Annotated in this window: 20 protein-coding genes; 2 read left to right on the forward strand and 18 right to left on the reverse strand. The window is 62.6% G+C overall.

The genetic code is table 11. The features are described from left to right. Position 1 precedes the first annotated feature (1 nt). From hflX to dusB, 8 genes are all read right to left on the reverse strand, one after another. Positions 2–1393, reverse strand: a complete 1392-nt coding sequence (hflX, locus tag NKI10_RS24780; protein ID WP_352862181.1) for a GTPase HflX — start codon at positions 1391–1393, stop codon at positions 2–4. After that, on the reverse strand, positions 1394–1639 hold the full coding sequence (hfq, locus tag NKI10_RS24785; RefSeq protein ID WP_006202172.1) for an RNA chaperone Hfq: 246 nt from the start codon (positions 1637–1639) through the stop codon (positions 1394–1396). Positions 1640–1784: 145 nt separating this feature from the next. After that, complete coding sequence (locus tag NKI10_RS24790) at positions 1785–2645, reverse strand: D-amino-acid transaminase (protein ID WP_023682546.1); 861 nt, start codon at positions 2643–2645, stop codon at positions 1785–1787. A 102-nt stretch (positions 2646–2747) separates the two neighbouring features. After that, complete coding sequence (gene ntrX / locus NKI10_RS24795; RefSeq protein WP_023668929.1) at positions 2748–4109, reverse strand: nitrogen assimilation response regulator NtrX; 1362 nt, start codon at positions 4107–4109, stop codon at positions 2748–2750. Next, on the reverse strand, positions 4099–6387 hold the full coding sequence (locus NKI10_RS24800; protein WP_023688460.1) for a sensor histidine kinase NtrY-like: 2289 nt from the start codon (positions 6385–6387) through the stop codon (positions 4099–4101). The genes ntrX and NKI10_RS24800 overlap by 11 nt, the downstream gene beginning before the upstream one ends. A 144-nt stretch (positions 6388–6531) precedes the next feature. Further along, positions 6532–7989, reverse strand: a complete 1458-nt coding sequence (ntrC, locus tag NKI10_RS24805; RefSeq protein ID WP_023701735.1) for a nitrogen regulation protein NR(I) — start codon at positions 7987–7989, stop codon at positions 6532–6534. After that, positions 7986–9131: a two-component system sensor histidine kinase NtrB gene (locus NKI10_RS24810; RefSeq protein ID WP_023668926.1), complete on the reverse strand. Its 1146-nt coding sequence runs from the start codon at positions 9129–9131 to the stop codon at positions 7986–7988. The genes ntrC and NKI10_RS24810 overlap by 4 nt, the downstream gene beginning before the upstream one ends. Then, positions 9128–10150, reverse strand: a complete 1023-nt coding sequence (dusB, locus tag NKI10_RS24815; RefSeq protein WP_352862182.1) for a tRNA dihydrouridine synthase DusB — start codon at positions 10148–10150, stop codon at positions 9128–9130. The genes NKI10_RS24810 and dusB overlap by 4 nt, the downstream gene beginning before the upstream one ends. Before the next feature lie 139 nt (positions 10151–10289). On the opposite strand from dusB, the gene NKI10_RS24820 reads away from it, so the two are divergent. Further along, entirely contained in the window at positions 10290–11513 is a 1224-nt protein-coding gene (locus NKI10_RS24820) for a bifunctional 2-C-methyl-D-erythritol 4-phosphate cytidylyltransferase/2-C-methyl-D-erythritol 2,4-cyclodiphosphate synthase (RefSeq protein ID WP_352862183.1), read from the forward strand. Continuing rightward, on the forward strand, positions 11510–12019 hold the full coding sequence (locus NKI10_RS24825) for a CinA family protein (protein WP_023682551.1): 510 nt from the start codon (positions 11510–11512) through the stop codon (positions 12017–12019). Before NKI10_RS24820 ends, NKI10_RS24825 begins: the two co-directional genes overlap by 4 nt. Here NKI10_RS24825 and NKI10_RS24830 read toward each other — a convergent pair. From NKI10_RS24830 to pdhA, 10 genes are all read right to left on the reverse strand, one after another. Beyond that, complete coding sequence (locus NKI10_RS24830) at positions 11995–12456, reverse strand: type II toxin-antitoxin system RatA family toxin (RefSeq protein WP_023682552.1); 462 nt, start codon at positions 12454–12456, stop codon at positions 11995–11997. The two genes, NKI10_RS24825 and NKI10_RS24830, sit on opposite strands and share 25 nt — an antisense overlap. A gap of 11 nt (positions 12457–12467) precedes the next feature. After that, positions 12468–13433, reverse strand: a complete 966-nt coding sequence (gene lipA / locus NKI10_RS24835) for a lipoyl synthase (RefSeq protein ID WP_023688453.1) — start codon at positions 13431–13433, stop codon at positions 12468–12470. Positions 13434–13560: 127 nt separating this feature from the next. Beyond that, entirely contained in the window at positions 13561–13818 is a 258-nt protein-coding gene (locus NKI10_RS24840) for a GlsB/YeaQ/YmgE family stress response membrane protein (protein ID WP_023668920.1), read from the reverse strand. Between the two features lie 102 nt (positions 13819–13920). Then, a complete protein-coding gene (gene lpdA / locus NKI10_RS24845) occupies positions 13921–15369 on the reverse strand; it encodes a dihydrolipoyl dehydrogenase (RefSeq protein WP_023682554.1) in 1449 nt (482 codons plus the stop codon). A gap of 22 nt (positions 15370–15391) precedes the next feature. Further along, positions 15392–16033 carry an SGNH/GDSL hydrolase family protein gene (locus tag NKI10_RS24850; RefSeq protein ID WP_023701742.1) on the reverse strand — a complete coding sequence of 214 codons (642 nt, stop codon included), beginning with the start codon at positions 16031–16033 and terminating at the stop codon, positions 15392–15394. Then, positions 16030–16449, reverse strand: a complete 420-nt coding sequence (locus NKI10_RS24855) for a hypothetical protein (RefSeq protein WP_023832202.1) — start codon at positions 16447–16449, stop codon at positions 16030–16032. Before NKI10_RS24855 ends, NKI10_RS24850 begins: the two co-directional genes overlap by 4 nt. Before the next feature lie 14 nt (positions 16450–16463). Then, positions 16464–17885 carry a pyruvate dehydrogenase complex dihydrolipoamide acetyltransferase gene (locus tag NKI10_RS24860; RefSeq protein WP_352763327.1) on the reverse strand — a complete coding sequence of 474 codons (1422 nt, stop codon included), beginning with the start codon at positions 17883–17885 and terminating at the stop codon, positions 16464–16466. A 2-nt stretch (positions 17886–17887) separates the two neighbouring features. Beyond that, positions 17888–18193, reverse strand: coding sequence for a hypothetical protein (locus NKI10_RS24865; RefSeq protein ID WP_023714177.1), 306 nt, complete (start codon positions 18191–18193; stop codon positions 17888–17890). 26 nt (positions 18194–18219) lie between these two features. After that, positions 18220–19641: a pyruvate dehydrogenase complex E1 component subunit beta gene (locus NKI10_RS24870; protein ID WP_023696091.1), complete on the reverse strand. Its 1422-nt coding sequence runs from the start codon at positions 19639–19641 to the stop codon at positions 18220–18222. Positions 19642–19656: 15 nt separating this feature from the next. Next, positions 19657–20703 (reverse strand): pyruvate dehydrogenase (acetyl-transferring) E1 component subunit alpha, encoded by a 1047-nt coding sequence (gene pdhA / locus NKI10_RS24875; protein WP_023682559.1) that lies wholly within the window; start codon positions 20701–20703, stop codon positions 19657–19659. Positions 20704–20789: the final 86 nt, after the last annotated feature.

Consider the following 20789-nt stretch of genomic DNA (forward strand, 5'->3'; position numbering starts at 1 on the left):
CTTACTGCCTGTTTTTGCGGTGCAATCGGCTTTCGATCTCTTGCCGGGCGGTGTGCGTGGCCTTGAGTGCGAAGGTCGCGCTGCCATCCTCATTGTCTACCCGCGAAACGACGTCGCCATTGCGGTATAGCCAGTCGACAAGGCCGAACTGCGGCGGTTCGATCGTCACCGTCAATTCCTCGAGTTCGCCCGACATCCTGGTCTCGATCAGCGCCTTCAGCGCATCGATGCCTTCGCCGGTGACCGCCGAGATGGCGATCGGCGGCGCCTTGTTGGCGTCAGTGCCGTCGGCGAGCAGGCGCTCCCGGTTGCCGTCGTCGAGAAGGTCGACCTTGTTCCACACTTCGATGACGCGCTTGGCATCGCCGGCATCGACGCCGAGATCGGCGAGAATGCGCTCGACGTCCTCGGCTTGCGCTGCGGTATCCGGATCCGAAATATCGCGCAGGTGGATGACCAGATCGGCCTCGACGACCTCTTCCAGCGTGGCGCGGAAGGCGGCGACCAGATGCGTCGGCAGGTCCGAAATGAAGCCGACTGTGTCCGACAGGATGATCGGCGTGCCGTGCGGCAGGCGCACGCGGCGCAGCGTCGGGTCGAGCGTTGCAAACAGCATGTCTTCGGCCAGCACGTCGGCCCCGGTCAGCCGGTTGAACAGCGTCGACTTTCCGGCATTGGTGTAGCCGACAATCGCCACCACCGGGAACGGCACCTTCTTGCGCTTGGCGCGGTGCAGGTCGCGGGTGCGGCGCACCGTTTCCAGCTCATGCTTGAGCTTGATGATTTTTTCCTGCAGCTGCCGCCGGTCCGACTCGATCTGGGTTTCGCCGGGGCCGCCGAGGAAGCCGGCTCCGCCGCGCTGGCGTTCAAGGTGGGTCCAGCTCCGCACCAGGCGGCCCTTCTGGTAGTTGAGATGGGCAAGTTCGACCTGCAGCGTGCCCTCCTTGGTCCGCGCGCGCTCGCCAAAAATCTCCAGTATCAATCCGGTGCGGTCGAGCACCTTGGCATTCATTTCTTTTTCGAGATTGCGCTGCTGCACCGGCGTCAGCGGATGGTCGACGATGACCACCTCCGCGTGACCCTCTTTGACGATCTCGGCGAATTCCGCGACCTTGCCACTGCCGAGCAAGGTTGCCGGGCGTGGATCGTTGACGGTGACCACCGCCGTGTGGATCAGATCCAGGTTGATGGCGCGGGCAAGGCCGACAGCTTCGTCGTGGCGCGCATCCGCCGAACGCGTCAGCCGTGGACGGTTCGTTTCGTCATCGTTGCGCTGATGCCGGGTAAGCACCGGCACAATGACAACCGCCCGGGTCGGACCTGTGGCTTCCGTCCCGGAATTATGTGCTGGTTTCCCGCGGACGCCGCGGTCCGCGTCTTTTTCACGTGCCAATCAGGCGCCCTGGCTTTCCTCGCCATCGAACATCTGAACCGGCTGGCTCGGCATGATCGTGGAAATGGCATGCTTGTAGACGAGCTGGGAGTGGCCGTCACGGCGCAGCAAAACACAAAAATTGTCGAAGGAAGTGACCACGCCGGTCAGCTTGACGCCGTTGATGAGAAAGATGGTGAGTGGATTTTTGCTCTTGCGAACAGAATTCAGGAACAGGTCCTGAAGGTTTTGCGATCGTTCCGCCATTGTTCTTGTCTTTCGCCGATCCCCTTCGGTTTGCAGGCTAATGCGCCAAATTAGCGGGCACATGTCAAGCTTGCAAACACCCCCTTGCCGTCAGTAACGACAAGCAGAACGAGATATATTGATGTGCAGTCCGTCTGTGCGGTTATCAGGCTGGACTTTTTTCCGCAACGTCAAAAAAGGCTTGCCGCAATGAAAGTGTTATCGAACCGGGGTGCCCATTGGCGACCGCGGCACCGTCGATTGCCACGACCGGCATGGCGATTGTCGTTGCCGAACTGATGAAAGCTTCTCGCGCCGCCTTGGCTTCAGTGACTGAAAACCCGCGCTCCTCGATCGTCAACCCGAGCTTTGCCGCCACTTCGAACATGGTCGTGCGGGTGATGCCGCGAAGGATGCCATGCTCCGCCGGCCGGGTGACCAGAACGCCGTCCCTTGTAACGATCCAGGCGTTGGACGAGCCGCCCTCCTTGACGTTGCCATCGGTGTCGACGAACCAGGCTTCCTGGGCGCCGGCCTCCTTGGCCTTCTGCTTGGCCAGCACGTTGGGCAGCAGGCCGGTGCTCTTGATGTCGACCCGGTCCCAACGGTTTTCCGGCACGGTGATGACCTTGATGCCCGCCTCGGCTCGCTTGGCGGCCGCCACCGGGTCGGCCTTTCTGGCCGTAATCACCAGCGATGACGGTGTATCGGCCGGGAAAACGAAGTCGCGGCTGGCAACACCGCGCGTAACCTGGACATAGACCAGGCCGTTGACGACGTGGTTGCGCCGGACGATTTCGCGCAGAAGAAGCGGCAGCACGCCCTTGGTGACCGGCCAGTTGATCGACAATTCGCTAAGCGAGCGGTTCAGCCGGGCAAGATGGCGCGGCATGTCGACGACAAAGCCCTGCGCCACCTCGCAGACCTCGTAGACGCCGTCGGCGAACTGATAGCCGCGATCCTCGATATGCACGGCAGCGTCGGCATGGGCGACATAGCGCCCGTTCACATAGGCAATGCGCGGCATGGGTTATCCCTCAGAACAGTCTCGCTATTTCTAGGCGATTCCGCCGCTGCCGTAACCGGCAATTGCACGGGCCACGGCCCGCTGGACCAACAACAATGGGGATCAGACCCCCAGCGACTTCAGTTTCCGGTGCAGCGCCGAGCGCTCCATGCCGATGAATTCCGCCGTCTTTGAGATGTTGCCGCCGAAACGGTTGATCTGGGCGATCAGATAGTCCTTCTCGAACTGTTCGCGCGCCTCGCGCAGCGGCAGCGCCATGATGTGCTGGTCGGACTGGTTCGGCGTGCGCGGCATGACATCGCCGATCTCCGACGGCAACAGGTCGGCGGTGATCGGCGCATCGATATCGTCGCCACGCGCCAGGATCATCAGCCGTTCGACATTGTTGCGCAGCTGGCGGACATTGCCCGGCCAGTTGTGCGCCTGCAGCACGGCAAGCGCATCGTCGCCGATGCGGCGCGGCTTGATACCGGCCTGGCGCGCGATCTGCTTCATGAAATTGTCGACGAGGTAGGGAATGTCCTCGCGTCGCTCGGCCAGTCCCGGCACCATGACCGGAACCACCGCCAGGCGGTGATAGAGGTCTTCGCGAAAACGGCCGTCGGCGATCATCGCCTCCAGGTTCTGCGAGGTCGAGGAGATGATGCGGACGTCGACCTTGACCCGCTTGGTGCCGCCGACCCGCTCGAACTGCTGTTCGACCAGCACGCGCAAAATCTTGTTCTGCGTCTCGCGCGGCATGTCGGCCACTTCGTCGATGTAGAGAATGCCGCGGTGCGCCTCTTCAAGCGCGCCGACCTTGCGCTCGGTGCCGTTCGATTCGGTGCCGAACAGCTCGATCTCCATGCGCTCGGGCGTGATGTTGGCCGCGCTCAGCGTCACGAACGGCGCGCCCTTGCGCGTCGACAGCGTGTGGATGGCGCGCGCGGCGAGCTCCTTGCCCGAACCGGACGGACCGATGATCATGACGCGGCTGTTGGTCGGCGCAACGCGCTCGATGGTCTGGCGCAGCTGGCTCATCGCCGACGACATGCCGATCAAGTCGAAAGTTTCGCCGCTGCGCTGCTTGAGGTCGGAGACCTCGCGCCGTAATTTCGAGGTTTCGAGCGCCCGCTCGGCGATCAGGATCAGCCTGTCGGCCTTGAACGGCTTCTCGATGAAATCATAGGCGCCGCGGCGGATGGCCGACACCGCTGTCTCGATATTGCCGTGGCCGGAGATCATCACCACCGGCAGGCTCGGATGCATCGTCTTGATCTCGTCGAGCAGCGCCAGCCCGTCGAGGCGCGAGCCCTGCAACCAGATGTCGAGGAAAATCAGCCGCGGCGCCCGGTCGGCGATTGCCGCGAGCGCGCTGTCGGCATCGAATGCCGTGCGGGTTTCATGCCCTTCGTCGCTCAATATGCCCGCGACGAGTTCACGGATGTCTTCCTCGTCATCGACGATGAGAATATCAGACGCCATTACCGACCTTTTCAGTTTCTCGTTCGTGTTCCGTTTCGCCTTGACCGCGTGGCGGCGCGGTTGCGGCAGCTGGCGGCAGGATGATCGAGATCATCGCGCCGCGTCCACCGTGGAAATCCGCGGGCGCATCGTGCAATTCGAGCCGCCCGCCATGGTCCTCCACGATCTTCTTGACGATGGCGAGACCGAGCCCGGTGCCCTTCTCGCGCGTCGTCATGTAGGGCTCGAGCAGCCTTTGGCGGTTCTCGCGCGGCAAGCCTTTGCCATTGTCGATGACGTCGATTCTGATCGCGCCATTCTGCCGGGCAGCTTGAATCCGGATTATGCCGTGCGAACCGTCCTTTTGTTCCAGCCCGTCAATCGCCTCGGCCGCGTTCTTGATGACGTTGCCGAAAGCCTGCGCCATCAATCGGCTATCGAACGTGCCCTTGAGCGGCTCGTTGCCGAACACGCGTTCGAAAGCAATGTCGGCGCGGCTGACTTCGACCAGGAACGACGCCTCGCGCAGCGATTCACGCAGATCGATGGCTTTCATCTCGGGCTTGGGCATGCGGGCGAAAGCCGAGAACTCGTCGACCATGCGGCCGATATCCTCGACCTGCCGGATGATCGTGTCGGTGCACTGGTCGAAAATCTCGCGGTCCTCGGTGATGACCTTGCCGAAGCGTCGCTTGATGCGCTCGGCCGAGAGCTGGATCGGCGTCAGCGGGTTCTTGATTTCATGTGCGATACGCCGCGCCACATCCGCCCAGGCCGACGAGCGCTGTGCCTGGACCAGATCGGTGATGTCGTCGACAGTCACGACGTAGGATTTCTCCTCCTCGCCGTCGTCGCCGGCCTCGATGGTGATCTGCACGTTGAAGGTACGCTCGGCGCCGGTGCGATAGAAGGTGACCTGCTCGCGATAGACCGGCTTGCCGGATTTGCGGCCGATCTCGAAGACACGGCCGACATGCGGCAGCACGGCGGACAGGTTCTGCCCCAGCGCCGCCGTGGCCGATATGGCCAGCATCGTTTCGGCCGATTTGTTGACGATGGAGACGATGCCGTAGGGATCGACGCCGATGACGCCGGCGGTGACGCCGGCCAGCACCGCTTCCGAGAAACGACGCCGTTCGTCGATCAAATCCTTGGCCGACAGGATCTCGTTGCGCTGCGATTTAAGCTCCAGCAGCATCTTGTTGAACGTATCGCCAAGCGAGGCGACATCGCCGTCGGAAGGCCGTACCGGCACGGCGACATCGAGATTGCCGGTCGCAACCTCGTCAGCCGCGCCGATGAGCTGACGGATGGGCCGCACCAGACGGTCGGCCACCGCTATGCCGGTCCAGATGGCCGACAGGATGATGATCAGCGTCAGCGACAGATAGGGCAGCGCGAACGCCACCTGCGACGTCCGCCTGTTGTCTTCCAGGCCGCGATATTCGGCGGTGTTGGACTGGACGATCGCCCTCGCCTTGATCACTTCGGGGTCGACCAGGCGATTGGTGTAGAGGTAGAGGCCTTCGATCTCCCGCAGCTTGATGATGGCGCCCATGATGTTGCGCGTCTTCGGCTCGATCAGCACCGGCTTGCCGTCGGCCGCACTTGCCACCGCGCCCTCAGGCGGTGCCGGCATGGCGAAGTCCGCATCGGTCTGGGCACTCACGACAAAGGAGCCGTCTTCCCTGACCAGCGCCGCATGCACCAGGCTTCTGCCGACGGCTTCCTTGTTCATCAGGTCGAGAAAGCCGGTTCGATCGAGGCCGTAAAGCGTGCGCGACGCATCGAGATCGTAGGCCATCGACAGCGTCGTGCCCTGAAGATTGCGAGCGTTTTCCTGCACATAGGCGTCGGCGATCGACAGCGACGAGTTGACGATCGCCTTGGTGCGGATCTCGAACCAGCGGTCGAGGCCGATATCGAGCGTGATCGAGGCGATGATGGCCACCATGATGGCTGGGATGGCCGCGACCAGCGCAAACATCGTCACGATGCGCACATGCAGCCGCGACGCCGCCTTGCCGTGCCGGCGCGCCATGGTGATGCGATGCACCTCGCGGCCGACCAGAGCAATCAGCGCCAGCACAAATAAGGCATTGGCCGCAATCAGCGTCAGCGTTGTGTTTGCGTCTGGCGTGATCGGCGTGGCGCCGACAAGAATCGCAAACGAGATTGCCGCCGTAACCAGCGCGCCGGCAATTGCCACAACGCCAGGCAACGCAAGCAGCCGCCGTCCATCCCTCTGGCCGGGTCTGCTGAAAAGCGGTTCGTTTGATGTCAGAGCTTGCGAAGCCATGTCGCCGTCTAAGAGCCAGTGATTGCGTTGGATGTATGCAACGCATTGTGGCGATTATGCAACAAGTGTGGCCGTGACGGAAATCTTTCGGCCGCCGATCCCCTGAAAAGGGGATGACCTCGCGTCACTTCGGGCAGCAGGCGCTCATGGTCTCGACGATTTGTAGACGTTGACGCCCAGCTCGCGAATCTTCTTGCGCAACGTGTTGCGATTCAAGCCGAGCAATTCGGCCGCCTTGATCTGGTTGCCGCGCGTTGCCGTCATGGAAGCGAGCACCAGCGGATATTCGACCTCCGACAAGATGCGTTGATAGAGACCTGCCGGCGGCAAATCACCGGCGAAAGAGGCGAAATAGCGCTGCAGGAAGTGCTCCACCGCCTGGCCGATGGACAGATCGTCCGGGATCAAATTGCCGCCGCCGGGAACGACCGGCCTTTCGCCTGTCTTCAGTTCGGCTTCGATGATTTCGGCTGATATTTCGTCCTGCGAATAGAGCGCCGCAAGCCGGCGCACCAGGTTTTCCAGCTCGCGCACGTTTCCCGGCCACGGATAGCGCTTCATCAATTCGATGCCGCCGGTCGAAATGCGCTTGGTCTGCAAGCCTTCGCTGGCGCCGATCTTGAAGAAATGCCGCACCAGATCGGGAATGTCTTCCGATCTCTCACGCAAGCCAGGCAGCCGAAGCGGCACGACATTCAGGCGATAGAACAGATCCTCGCGGAAAAGCCCCTGGTTGATCAGCGTGCGCAGATCCTTGTTGGTGGCGGCGACGATGCGCACATCGGTCTTGATCGGGGTGCGCCCGCCGACAGTGGTGTATTCGCCTTGCTGCAGCACGCGCAGCAGCCGCGTCTGCGCCTCCATTGGCATGTCGCCGATCTCGTCGAGGAACAGCGTGCCGCCCTCGGCCTGCTCGAAGCGGCCTGTCGAGCGGTTCTGTGCGCCGGTGAAGGCACCCTTCTCATGACCGAACAGTTCCGATTCGATGAGGTCGCGCGGGATTGCCGCCATGTTGATGGCGACGAACGGACCGCCTCGGCGGCGGCCATATTCGTGCAGCGCGCGCGCCACCAATTCCTTGCCGGTGCCGGACTCGCCCGAGATCATCACCGTCAGATCGGTCTGCATCATGCGCGCCAGCATGCGGTAGATGTCCTGCATGGCGGCCGAGCGGCCGACCAGCGGCATGGCGTCAGGCTGTTCTTCCGGTCGCGTATCGATCTTCGGTCGGCGCGGCTCTGACAGCGCACGATTGACGATGTTGAGCAGCTCGGTCAGGTCGAACGGCTTCGGCAGATATTCATAAGCACCTGTTTCGGAAGCACGAATCGCCGTCATGAAAGTGTTTTGCGCGCTCATCACGATGACCGGCAGCTCCGGCCGGGCCTTCTTGATGCGGGGCAGCATGTCGAAGGCGTTCTCGTCCGGCATGACAACGTCGGTGATCACCAGATCGCCCTCGCCCGCCGCCACCCAGCGCCACAGCGTCGAGGCGTTGGAGGTCACGCGCACCTCATGGCCGACGCGCGACAGCGCCTGATTGAGCACGGTGCGGATGGCCGCATCGTCGTCGGCGACGAGAATATTGCCGCGAACCGTCATTTGCGGTCTCCTTCGCCTTCATCATCGGCAGTGTCGATGGGTGTTTCTTTCCAGGCCGGCATCAGGATTCGGAAGGTGGTGCCGCGCGGCGTCGAATCGCATTCGATGATGCCGCCATGCTCGCCGACGATTTTCGCCACCAGCGCCAGGCCGAGCCCCGAGCCGTTCGGCTTGGTGGTGATGAACGGATCGAACAGGATCGGCAGAATGTCTTCCGAAACGCCCGAACCATTGTCGCGCACGCAGAATTCAAGCGGCAGCGACACGCGGTCCTGGGTTCCGGGAACGGACACGCGGATGCCCGGCCTGAACGCGGTCGACAGCACGATCTCCCCCTGTGGGTCGCCGCCGATGGCCTCGGCGGCGTTCTTGACCAGGTTGAGGAACACCTGGATCAGTTGGTCGCGGTTGGCGAAAACCGGAGGCAATGATGGATCATAGTCCTCCATTATCCTGATTCTCTTGGCAAAACCGTTCTTCGCGATTGCCTTCACATGGTCCAGCACGACATGGATGTTGACAGGATAGCGGTCAATCGGCCGCTCGTCGGAAAACACTTCCATGCGGTCGACGAGGGAGACTATGCGATCAGTCTCGTCAGTGATGAGGCGGGTCAGCGCGCGATCCTCGTCGGACGCCGAGAGTTCGAGCAGCTGTGCGGCGCCACGAATGCCGGACAGCGGGTTCTTGATCTCATGCGCCAGCATGGCGGCAAGGCCGGTGACCGAACGCGCGGCACCCCTGTGTGTCATCTGCCGGTCGATCTTGTCGGCCATCGAGCGTTCCTGGAACATCACCACGATCGAGCCTGGGAATTCCGGCACCGGCGCGACATAGAGATCGACGACCTTCTCGATGCCGAGACGCGGCGACGACACGTCGACACGGTATTCGTTGACCGGCGCACGGCGCTCGCGCACCTGATCGACCAGCTGCAGCAACGGGCTGCCGAACGGGATCAGCTTGGACAGTGTGTTGCGGGCAAGCATGTTGGCACTTGAACGGAAGAAGTCTTCCGCATCGGCATTGGCGTAGGTGATGAACCCGTCCGGATCGACCATGATGACCGGACGGCGGATGGTGTTCAGCACGATACTGGCGGCATCCGCCATGTCGGAGCTCGGTGTGACGGTGGCGTTCATGCGGCGCTCCGCAAGGGCGTGGCTTCGCCGGAAAACACCTCATGCAGCAAGGCAATGACGCGGGCGGGTTCGAAAGAGGTGAGGATGGCTTTCCGCCGCTCATCGGAAACGCCAGCAGCGTGGCGGTCGAGATACCAGCCGAGATGCTTGCGCGCCTGGCGCAAGCCGCTTTCGACGCCGTAAAGCGTCAGCATGTCCTCGTAGTGGGAAACGATGTAGTCGGCCATGGCTTGCGGGCTTTCCGGCACGCCGGAGAGCGCGTCGCCCGCAGCCGTCGCCGCAATGCGGCCCGCCGTCCATGGCGCGCCATAATGGGCACGACCGATCATCACCGCGTCGGCGCCCGACTGTTCAAGGATTTCGGCGGCCTCCGCGGGCGAGCCCACATCGCCGTTGGCGACGACCGGGATCGAGACGGCGTCCTTGATGCGGGCGATGGCGCCCCAATTGGCCTTGCCTTGATAAAACTGGCAGCGCGTGCGCCCATGCACGGTCACCATTTTAACACCGGCCTCTTCGGCGCGGCGCGCCAAAACGGGTGCATTGAGCGCATTGTCGTCCCAGCCGAGCCGCATCTTGACCGTGACCGGCACCTGGACCGCGCCGATCACCGCTTCGATCAGCGACAGCGCATGGTCGAGATCGCGCATCAGCGCCGAGCCGGCATAGCCGCCGGTCACCTTCTTGGCCGGGCAGCCCATATTGATGTCGATGATGTCGGCGCCCTCGCCGGCAGCGATGCGCGCGCCCTCGGCCATGTGCTCGGCCTCGCGGCCGGCAAGCTGAACCATATGGACGGGCAGCCCGGAATGACGGATGCGCAGGTCGCATCCGACCCTGCCCTTGGCAAGCTCGCCGCTCGCCACCATTTCCGACACGACCAGGCCCGCGCCATGCGCGTCGGCGCGCTGCCGGAACGGCTCGTCCGTTATTCCCGACATGGGCGCGAGGAAGACGCGGTTGCGGATCGTCACGCCGCCAACGTCGAGCGGCGAAGCCATTTTTGTCACTTCAGGCATGCACAAAAACCAAGCATATCGGATTGCTGCACATTCTCTAGCCATAAGAAAGGCATTGTGCAACGCGCAATGACGTCACATTGCGGCGCATTTGGGAAAATGCTGGCCTTCGCCATAAGCCGCGACTAAGCCTCTCGGCATGACAGACGCAAGCGAAAAACCGGCCGAGGCGACGACCGACAAGGTCGGCGTGGTCATCGTTGCAGCCGGCCGCGGCGCGCGTGCCGGACAGGCCGACGGGCCGAAGCAATATCAGCGCATCGGCGGCCGTGCCGTTATCGCGCGCACGCTGGAGACTTTCCTGGCGCATCCCGAAATTGGTCCCGTCGTCGTCGCGATCCATGCCGATGACCACGCGCTTTTTGACAAGGCAGCGGGCGTATATGCCGAGCGGGTTACCGCCGTGGTCGGTGGCGAGTCGCGCCAGGCCTCGGTCCGGCTCGGCCTGCTGGCGCTGAGGGAACGTACGCCCGGCCGTGTCCTTGTCCATGACGCGGTGCGGCCGTTTGTCGACACGGCCCTGATCGACCGTATCATCGCCGCCATTGGCGAGCGCCAGGGCGCGCTGCCCGCTTTGCCCGTCGCCGATACGCTGAAGCGCGAGTCGGCCACCGGCATGATCGAGGAGACGGTGCCAAGGGCCGGCCTTCATGCCGCGCAGACGCCGCAAGGCTTTCCGTTCTGGCCGTTGCTCGCCGCGCACGAAAAAGCCCATCATCTCGGCAAGACGGATTTCACCGACGATGCCGCGATCGCCGAATGGGCGCATATTCCGGTGAAAATCGTTCAGGGGTCGCCGGACAACGTCAAACTGACCTGGGCAAGGGATATTGCGATGGCGGATCAGCGGCTTACTGGCGAGCGTTTTCCAGACATTCGCACCGGCAATGGCTATGACGTGCACGCCTTCGAGGCAGGCGACCATGTCACTCTGTGCGGCGTCGCCATTCCGCACGGCAAGAAGCTTTCGGGACATTCGGATGCCGATGTCGGCCTGCACGCGCTGACCGATGCGCTGCTCGCCACTTGCGGCGCCGGCGACATCGGCACGCATTTCCCGCCTTCCGATCCGCAATGGAAGGGCGCGGCGTCGAACATCTTCGTCGAGCATGCGGCCAGGTTGGTGCGCGAACGCGGCGGCCGCATCGCCAATGCCGACATCACGCTGATCTGCGAGGCTCCGCGCGTCGGCCCGCATCGCGAGGCCATGACCAACGCGTTGTCGGCGATGCTGGGCATTTCCAGCGATCGCATCTCCATCAAGGCGACTACCAACGAAAAACTCGGCTTTGTCGGCCGCGAGGAAGGCATCGCCGCCATCGCCACAGCCAGTGTCGTCTTCCCCGGGGAGGTTCCCGCATGAACAACAGCGATCTTGCCAACGCCCTGCTCCAGGTCTGCCAGCAGCGCGGCATCATGCTGGCGACGGCCGAGAGCTGCACCGGCGGCATGATCATCTCGGCACTGACCGACATTGCCGGCTCGTCCGCTGTCGTCGATCGCGGCCTCATCACCTATTCCGATGAAGCAAAGATGGAGATGCTCGGCGTCTCGCCCGCCACACTCGAGGCGCATGGCGCCGTCTCGCGCGAAACGGTTCTGGAGATGGCGGCGGGCGCTCTGGCGCGCTCGCGCGCCGGGCTGGCGCTTGCCGTCACCGGCATTGCCGGCCCAGGCGGCGGTTCGCCGGAAAAACCGGTCGGCCTCGTCTGGTTCGGAGTTGCCCTAAGACGTGGGCCGGTGGCTGCCGAGCTCAATATGTTTGCCGACAATGGCCGCGACTTCATCCGCCGCGAGACGGTCAAGCATGCGCTGGAGATCGGGCTGCGCGCGCTCGGCGACACTCATGAGATGGGCGTCGTTCCGTAGATGACGTCCGCACGTTTTTCGAAGGCTTCGGAAAACATGCGGAAGGCGCGATCGAACATGGTGCCCATCACCACGCCGAGGATGCGGCTCTTGAACTCGTAGTCGATGAAGAAGCGGACGTTGCAGCCGCCGCCGTCGGCCGGCTCGAAGCGCCAGATATTGCTGAGATATTTGAACGGTCCATCGATGTATTTGACATCGATTGTGTTCTCGTCCGGCTTCAAAAGCACCTGCGTCGTAAAGGTCTCGCGGATCGCCTTGTAGCCGATGCTCATATCGGCGAGGAGAATGGTGCGGCCGTCACGCTCCTTGCGCGAGCGCACCGTCAGCGCCTCGCAAAGCGGCAGAAATTGCGGATAGGTCTCGATATCGGCGACCAGAGCAAACATCTGCTCCGGCGTGTGGGCAACGCGGCGTGTGGCTTCGAATTTCGGCATTGAAGCAGGATTTAACTGGCTTTTTTGAGCTGCGCCTCACGCGCCGCCCGCAGCCTGGCGAAATCGTCACCGGCATGATGCGAGGAGCGCGTCAGCGGGCTCGACGCCACCAGCAGGAAACCCTTGGTCTTGCCGATCGTCGCGAAGGAGTTGAACTCCTCCGGCGTGACGAAGCGGATCACCGGGTGGTGTTTCTTCGACGGCTGCAGATACTGGCCAATGGTCATGAAGTCGACATTGGCCGAGCGCAGGTCATCCATCAGCTGCAGGATCTCGTTGCGCTCTTCGCCGAGGCCGACCATGATGCCGGACTTGGTGAAGATCGACGGATCGAGCTCCTTGACCCGCTGCAACAGCCGGATCGAGTGGAAATAGCGGGCACCCGGCCGCACCGTCAGGTAGTTCGACGGCACGGTTTCGAGATTGTGGTTGAAGACATCGGGCTTGGCCGCCACGACGATCTCCAGCGCGCCTTCCTTGCGCAGGAAATCGGGCGTCAGGATTTCGATCGTGGTCAGAGGTGTCGCTGCCCGGATCGCCCGGATAACCTCGGCGAAATGCTGCGCGCCGCCATCGGCGAGATCGTCGCGGTCGACCGAGGTGATGACGACATGGGTCAGCCCCATCTGCTTTACGGCATGCGCGACACGCGCCGGCTCATCGGCATCGAGCGCGGTCGGAATGCCGGTGGCAACATTGCAGAACGCGCAGGCGCGCGTGCAGATCTCGCCCATGATCATGAAGGTGGCGTGCTTCTTTTCCCAGCACTCGCCGATATTGGGGCAGCCGGCCTCTTCGCACACCGTGACCAGCTTGTGCGACTTCACGATCTCGCGGGTTTCGGCATAGCCCTTGGACATCGGCGCCTTGACGCGGATCCAGTCGGGTTTGCGCAGCACGTCCTGATCAGGCTTGTGCGCCTTCTCGGGGTGCCGCAGGCGCGGCGCGTTGGCGATCGTGTCGAGGACGGTGACCATCTCAAACCTGACTTGTTGGCGTCTGCCCGTCGGCATTCGCCCTCCTGACGTCATCTAGGACTTTTCGGTGCAAAGAAAAAGGCCGCGGCGGCGCATGCCGCCACAGCCTTTTTCGCATAGCGGTAGTCTAGCGGCGTATCAGCCGCCCGGCAAAAATCAGCAGGCAGGCGCCGATGAAGCCGGTGATCAGGTAGGCGAGCCAGCCGACTCCGAAGGGTTCGATGTTGAGCGCCCTGAGAATTGCGTTCAGCACCACCGCGCCGACAATGCCCATAATGATGTTCATCAAGACGCCGGTATTGCTCTTCATGACCATCTCGGCCAGCCACCCGGCCAAACCGCCGATGATGATGGCCGCAATCCAGCCCACGCCATTCACGTCCATATGCCAACTCCTCCAGTGTCAGGTGAAAATGCATCCGGAAACGAACTGTCTTGCCGTAAGGTTCCTCCGGCGCATGCGTCTGAGTCTCGCGGCAGCAATTTATCACGCGTTGAGCGCACGGCCATAGGCATCGAGCACGCTTTCCTTCATCATCTCCGACAGCGTCGGATGCGGGAAGATGGTGTGCATCAGTTCTTCCTCGGTGGTCTCCAGGTTCATCGCCACGACGAAGCCCTGGATCAGCTCCGTCACCTCGGCGCCGACCATATGCGCGCCGAGCAGCTGGCCGGTCTTCTTGTCGAAGATGGTCTTGATGAAGCCCTGGTCCTCGCCAAGCGCGATCGCCTTGCCGTTGGCGCCGAACTGGAAGCGGCCGACACGAATGTCCTTGCCTTCGGCCTTGGCCTTGGCTTCGGTGAGCCCGACCGATGCGACCTGGGGGTTGCAATAGGTGCAGCCCGGGATCTTCAGCTTGTCTGTCGCATGCACGCCGGGGAAATTGGCGATCTTTTCGATACACACCACGCCTTCATGCTCGGCCTTGTGGGCAAGCATAGGCGGTCCGGCGACATCGCCGATAGCGTAGATGCCGGGAACGTTGGTCTTGCCATAGCCGTCAATGACGACGCAGCCGCGATCGGTCTTCACGCCGAGCGTCTCGAGGCCGAGATTCTCGATGTTGCCCTGCACGCCGACGGCCGAGATCATGCGGTCGGCGGTGATCTTCTCGACCTTGCCGTCTTTCATCTCGACGTGGGCAGTGATCGAGTTGGCACCCTTCTCGACCTTGGTCACCTTGGCCTCGAGGATGATTTTCATGCCCTGCTTCTCGAACTGCTTCTGCGCGAATTTCGAGACCTCGGCATCCTCGACCGGCATCACCGCCGGCAAAAGCTCGACCACCGTCACCTCGGCGCCCATGGTGCGATAGAAGGAGGCGAACTCGATGCCGATGGCGCCCGAACCCATAACCAGCAGCGACTTCGGCATCTCCTTCGGCACCATCGCCTCGAAATAGGTCCAGATCAGTTTGCCGTCCGGCTCGATGCCGGGCAGCGCGCGCGGCCGGGCGCCGGTGGCCAGAATGATGTGCTTGGCGGTATAGGTGCCCTCGCCCTTGACGCCCTTGGGCACCGGCGGCTGCGGCTCCATCGGTTTCTTGGCCGTCTTGGAGACGACGATTTCACCCGGCTTGGAGAGCTTGGCCTCGCCCCAGATAACGTCGACCTTGTTCTTCTTCATCAGGAAGGCGACGCCGCCATTGAGCCTCAACGACACTTTGCGCGAGCGGTCGACGACAGCGGCCGTGTCGGCGCTGACCTTGCCGCCTTCGAGCTTCAGGCCGTAGTCCTTCAGATGATCGGAATAGTGCATGATCTCGGCCGAGCGCAGCAGCGCCTTGGTCGGGATGCAGCCCCAGTTGAGGCAGATGCCGCCGAGATGCTCGCGCTCGACGATGGCAGTCTTGAAGCCGAGCTGGGCGGAGCGCACCGCCGTGACATAGCCGCCGGGGCCTGAGCCGATGATGATCACGTCGTAGGATTCAGCCACGGGGTTTCTCCCTGATTTTTCTCTAGAGTTCCAGCATCACGCGCACCAATGGCGCCAGCGCCTGGCCGATATTTCGCGTGTTTTCGGCATCGAGATGGACGCCGTCGATCGGTGTGGTCTCGGCCACCGTGCCGGCATCGAAAAAGCCGCAGCCGGCCTCGTCGGCGAGCGCGGAATATTGCGGCGCCAGCCGCTTCGAGGCCTCGTCGCCGCCGGCAAACATTTCCTTGAATTCGGCATTGTCGGTGCGGCTGACCGCTGGTGGCGCGACGATCAGGATTTGCGGCGCGGCCCAGTCGAACGGATAATCGTGGCCGCGCACGATGTCGATCAGCCGCTGCACCCCCTGCTTGGCCGCGACCGGATTGCCGTGGATCCAGGGCTTCATGTCGTTGGCGCCGAGCATGACGATGATCAGGTCGAGCGGCGCATGGCTGGTCAGGATCGTCGGCAGCACCTTGGCGCCATTGCGGTCGGCACCAGCCAGGTGATCGTCGAAAGCCGTGGTGCGGCCGTTCAGACCTTCGGCAATGACTTCGATATCATCGTCGCCCAACGCCGCCTTGAGCACGCTCGGCCAGCGATCTTCCAGCGCATGGCGCCCGAGGCTCGCCGCGTCATAGCCCCAGGTCAGGGAATCGCCGTAGCAGAGGATCGTCTTCATGCACCCGCACCCGCCTCCGCCCTAAGCCCGCGCCGTACGCGCCATCCCACGAGCAGCCACTGCACGATAACCGTGGCGATGCTTGGCAAAATCAGACCGGCGACAACGGGGAGATCGCCCGACCACTGGGCCTTGCCCGGCGGCTGAGAGAAGGTCCAGGCAATCAGCCCGATCCCGGCCAGCACGAACAACGCAATCCCAACAAGCCCCGTCAGGTTTATCGCCCTTTGCGGGTTTGGCACGAACTGCGCGATGAAAAACGCCACCGTCGCAACGATGGTGACCAGCGCCGAAACCATGAAGACCAGGATGTATTCGGAATTCGCATTGGTGACGATTGCCAGCCACAGCGCCACCAGCCCGCCGGCCAGGCCGGAAAGGATCAGGGCGAAAAGGCTGGTGACGAATTTCCGCACAGCCTTTTTCCTTCCTAGACCAGCATGCCCATCGGATTTTCGATCATGCGCTTGAAGGCGACCAGAAGTTCGGCGCCGAGCGCTCCGTCGACGGCGCGGTGATCGGTCGACAGCGTCACCGACATGACGTTGGCGATTTTGATCTCGCCATTCTTGACCACCGGCCGCTGCTCGCCCGCACCCACGGCCAGGATCGTCGCATGCGGCGGGTTGATGACGGCGGCAAAGTCCTTGATGCCGAACATGCCGAGATTGGAAACCGCCGTCGTGCCGCCTTGATATTCCTCAGGCTTCAGCTTGCGGCTGCGCGCACGGCTCGCCAGATCCTTCATCTCGTTGGAGATAGTGGACAGCGTCTTTTCGTCGGCGTGGCGGATGATCGGTGTGATCAGGCCGCCGGGGATCGACACGGCAACGCCGACATCGGCGTGCTTGTGCTTGGCCATGGCGCTTTCGGTCCACGATGCATTGGCATCCGGCACCGCCATCAGCGCCATCGCCATCGCCTTGATCACCATGTCGTTGACCGACAGCTTGTAGACGGGCACTTCGCCCTTGTCGGTCTTCTTCATCGGAGCCGCCGCATTGATCTGTGTGCGCAGCGCCAGCAGGGCATCGAGCTCGCAGTCGAGCGTCAGGTAGAAATGCGGGATGGTTGTCTTGGCCTCGACCAGGCGGCGCGCAATGGTCTTGCGCATATTGTCGTGCGGGACGAGCTCGTAGGATCCTTCGGCAAACAGCTTCAGCACCTGTTCGTCCGACATCGCCTTGGGTGCCGCAGCCGGAGCCGCAGGTGCCGGAGCGCCGGCAGGTGCGGCTTTCGCGGCCGGTGCAGCCTTGGCGCCACCGCCGGCAATCGCCGCCTCGACATCGGCCTTGACGACACGGCCATGCGGGCCGGTGCCACTCACGGCGGACACATCGACGCCGGCGTCCTTGGCGATGCGGCGAGCTAGCGGCGAGGCGAGGGTGCGCTCGCCTGACGATTGGCTGATCTCCCCCTTTGTGGGGGAGATGGCCGGCAGGCCAGAGGGGGGCGCGACAGACTGAGAGGTCGGCGGGGCAGCGCCCCCCTCTGTCGACTTCGTCGACATTTCCCCCACGGGTGGGGAGATTGACGCCTTATCCTGTTTGGCATCGGCTTTCGCGGGCGCGGCATCGCCGCCGCCCTTTGCCGCCGCCCCTGCATCCTCGCCTTCGCCAGCCAGAATGGCGATCAGAGCATTGACCTTGACGCCTTCAGTGCCGGCCGGAACGACCAGCTTGGCGACGGTGCCCTCATCGACCGCTTCGACTTCCATCGTCGCCTTGTCGGTCTCGATCTCGGCAATCACGTCGCCCGGCGAAACCCTGTCGCCCTCCTTGACCAGCCACTTGGAAAGATTGCCCTCTTCCATCGTGGGCGAGAGTGCCGGCATGGTGATGTTGATTGGCATAGTTACTCTCCCTGCAAGCCAGCCGGGCTAACCACGGCAAGTTCTAGACGTTTGCCTTTGAATTCCTTGCCAATCGATCGGGCCAAGAAGAAATTCAAACAAAGGAATGATGCTACAAGCCCAAGGCATGCTCCCCCAACAGAGCTCAGTACCTGAATTGCCTCATGGCGAAGTCCAAAAAAACCGCCAATGAACCCAATGACGAACCCAACAATCGCGCCAGCAACAAATCCACAAGCGATACTAGACAGGAAGCTCCGCCAAAATAGAGACCAAGCTATTCTCCTCACATCTGCCATCGTCGCCATTTCTGCCTCCCCCGCAAGAAAGACCGTCAGCGATACGTGACGGCTTTGACCGCCTCGATGACCTCGCCGACATTGGGCAAGGCCAGCTTTTCGAGGTTCGCCGCATAGGGCATCGGCACGTCCTTGCCGGCGATGGTGATGACCGGCGCGTCGAGAAAGTCGAAGGCGCGCTGCGACACCTGATTGGCGATGTGGTCGCCGACCGAGCTTTGCGGGAAACCTTCTTCCACCACGATCAGGCGGTTGGTCTTTTTTACGGAGGCAATGACGGTGTCGAGGTCGAGCGGGCGGATGGTCCTGAGATCGATGATCTCGGCATCGATGCCCATGCCGCGCAGCTCGGCTTCCGCCTTGATGGCATAGGTCATGCCGATGCCGAACGAGACGATGGTGACGTCCTTGCCCTGCTTGTGAATGCGCGCCTTGCCGATCGGCAGCACGAAATCGTCAAGCTTCGGCACGTCGAAGGACTGGCCGTAGAGGATTTCGTTTTCGAGGAAGATGACCGGGTTCGGATCGCGGATCGCTGCCTTGAGCAGGCCCTTGGCGTCGGCCGCCGTATACGGCATCACCACCTTTAGCCCGGGAATATGGCTGTACCAGGCGGCATAGCACTGCGAATGCTGGGCGCCGACGCGGGCGGCAGCCCCGTTCGGTCCGCGGAACACGATCGGTGCGCCCATCTGGCCGCCCGACATATAGAGCGTCTTGGCGGCGGAGTTGATGATCTGGTCGATCGCCTGCATGGCGAAGTTGAAGGTCATGAATTCGACGATCGGCTTCAGGCCCGCCATCGCCGCACCGACGCCGACGCCGGCAAAGCCATGCTCGGTGATCGGCGTGTCGACCACGCGGCGCGGCCCGAATTCCTGCAGCAGGCCTTGCGTGATCTTGTAGGCGCCCTGGTATTCCGCGACCTCCTCGCCCATGACGAAGACATCGCCGTCGCGGCGCATTTCCTCGGCCATGGCATCGCGCAAGGCCTCGCGCACCGTGGTCGAGACCATCTCGGTGCCGGCGGGAATATCGGGATCGGCCGCAGGTTTGGCCGCCGGAGCGGCGGGAACTGCCTTCGGAGCCTCGCCGGCATCCTGGGGAGCCGCTTTTGAACCTTCCTCGGCTGCATCGGTCCGCTGACCGCCAGCGGAAACGGCATCCTGGGTGGACGCAGGCTTGCCGCTCTTTTCGACATCGCCTGCACTTTCACCGTCCTGCAGCAACACGGCGATCACCGCATTGACCTTGACGCCTTCGGTGCCGGCGGGAACCACGATCTTGCCGATCGTGCCTTCATCGACGGCTTCGACTTCCATCGTCGCCTTGTCGGTTTCGATCTCGGCGATGACATCACCGGCGACGACCTTGTCGCCCTCGTTCTTCAACCATTTGGAAAGATTGCCCTCTTCCATGGTCGGCGAGAGAGCGGGCATGAGAATTTCGATCGGCATGTCCTTGCCCTCCCGTTACAATACGATGTCGGTCCAGAGCTCGGACGGATCCGGCTCTGCGTCGTGCTGGGCAAATTCGGCGGCGTCGGCGACGATGTCGCGGACTTCCTTGTCGATGTTCTTGAGTTCGTCCTCGGTCGCCCACTTCTTGGCCGTCAGCCGCGCCTTGACCTGCTCGATCGGATCATGATCCGAGCGCATCTTCTGCACTTCTTCCTTGGAGCGGTATTTCGCGGGATCCGACATCGAGTGACCGCGATAGCGATAGGTCTGCATCTCGAGGATGATCGGACCGTTGCCGGCACGGCACCATTCGGTCGCCTGATCGCCGGCGGATTTGACCGCACGCACATCCATGCCGTCGACCTGGATGCCGGGAATCTTGAACGAGGCGCCGCGATGCGAAAAATTGGTTTCGGCCGACGAGCGCGACACCGAAGTGCCCATGGCGTAGCGGTTGTTCTCGATGATGTAGATCACCGGCAGCTTCCACAGCGAGGCCATGTTGAAGCTTTCATAGACCTGACCCTGATTGGCAGCGCCATCGCCGAAATAGGTCAGCGACACATTGTTGTTGTCGCGGTAGCGGTTGGCGAAGGCGAGACCGGTGCCGAGCGAGACCTGCGCGCCGACAATGCCGTGGCCGCCGTAAAAATGCTTCTCCTTGGAGAACATGTGCATGGAGCCGCCCTTGCCCCTCGACAGGCCGCCACGGCGTCCGGTCAGCTCTGCCATGACGCCCCGCGGTGACAGTTCCATCGCCAGCATGTGGCCATGGTCGCGATAGGCGGTGATCATCTGGTCGCCGTTGATCAGCGACATCTTCATGCCGGTGACGACCGCTTCCTGGCCGATATAGAGGTGGCAGAAGCCGCCGATAAAGCCCATGCCGTAGAGCTGGCCGGCCTTTTCCTCGAAGCGGCGGATAAGCAGCATGTGCCGGTAGGCGGCAAGCTCCTCGTCCTTGGTGAAGTCGGCCGGCTTGGGGGCGGAAAGCCCGGTTGATTTGGCGGATGTCGATTTAACGGATTTGGCAGGCGCTTTTTTGGCGGCGGTGGCCATGCATCACTCCCTGTTGGCGTCTCTTTGCGGACACTAAAGCAGACCATGTCTGCTCCGGGGAGGATCAGCTCCTCCCCACCGATTGG

This window comes from Mesorhizobium sp. M0802 (genome assembly GCF_040320115.1).
Lineage (GTDB): Bacteria > Pseudomonadota > Alphaproteobacteria > Rhizobiales > Rhizobiaceae > Mesorhizobium.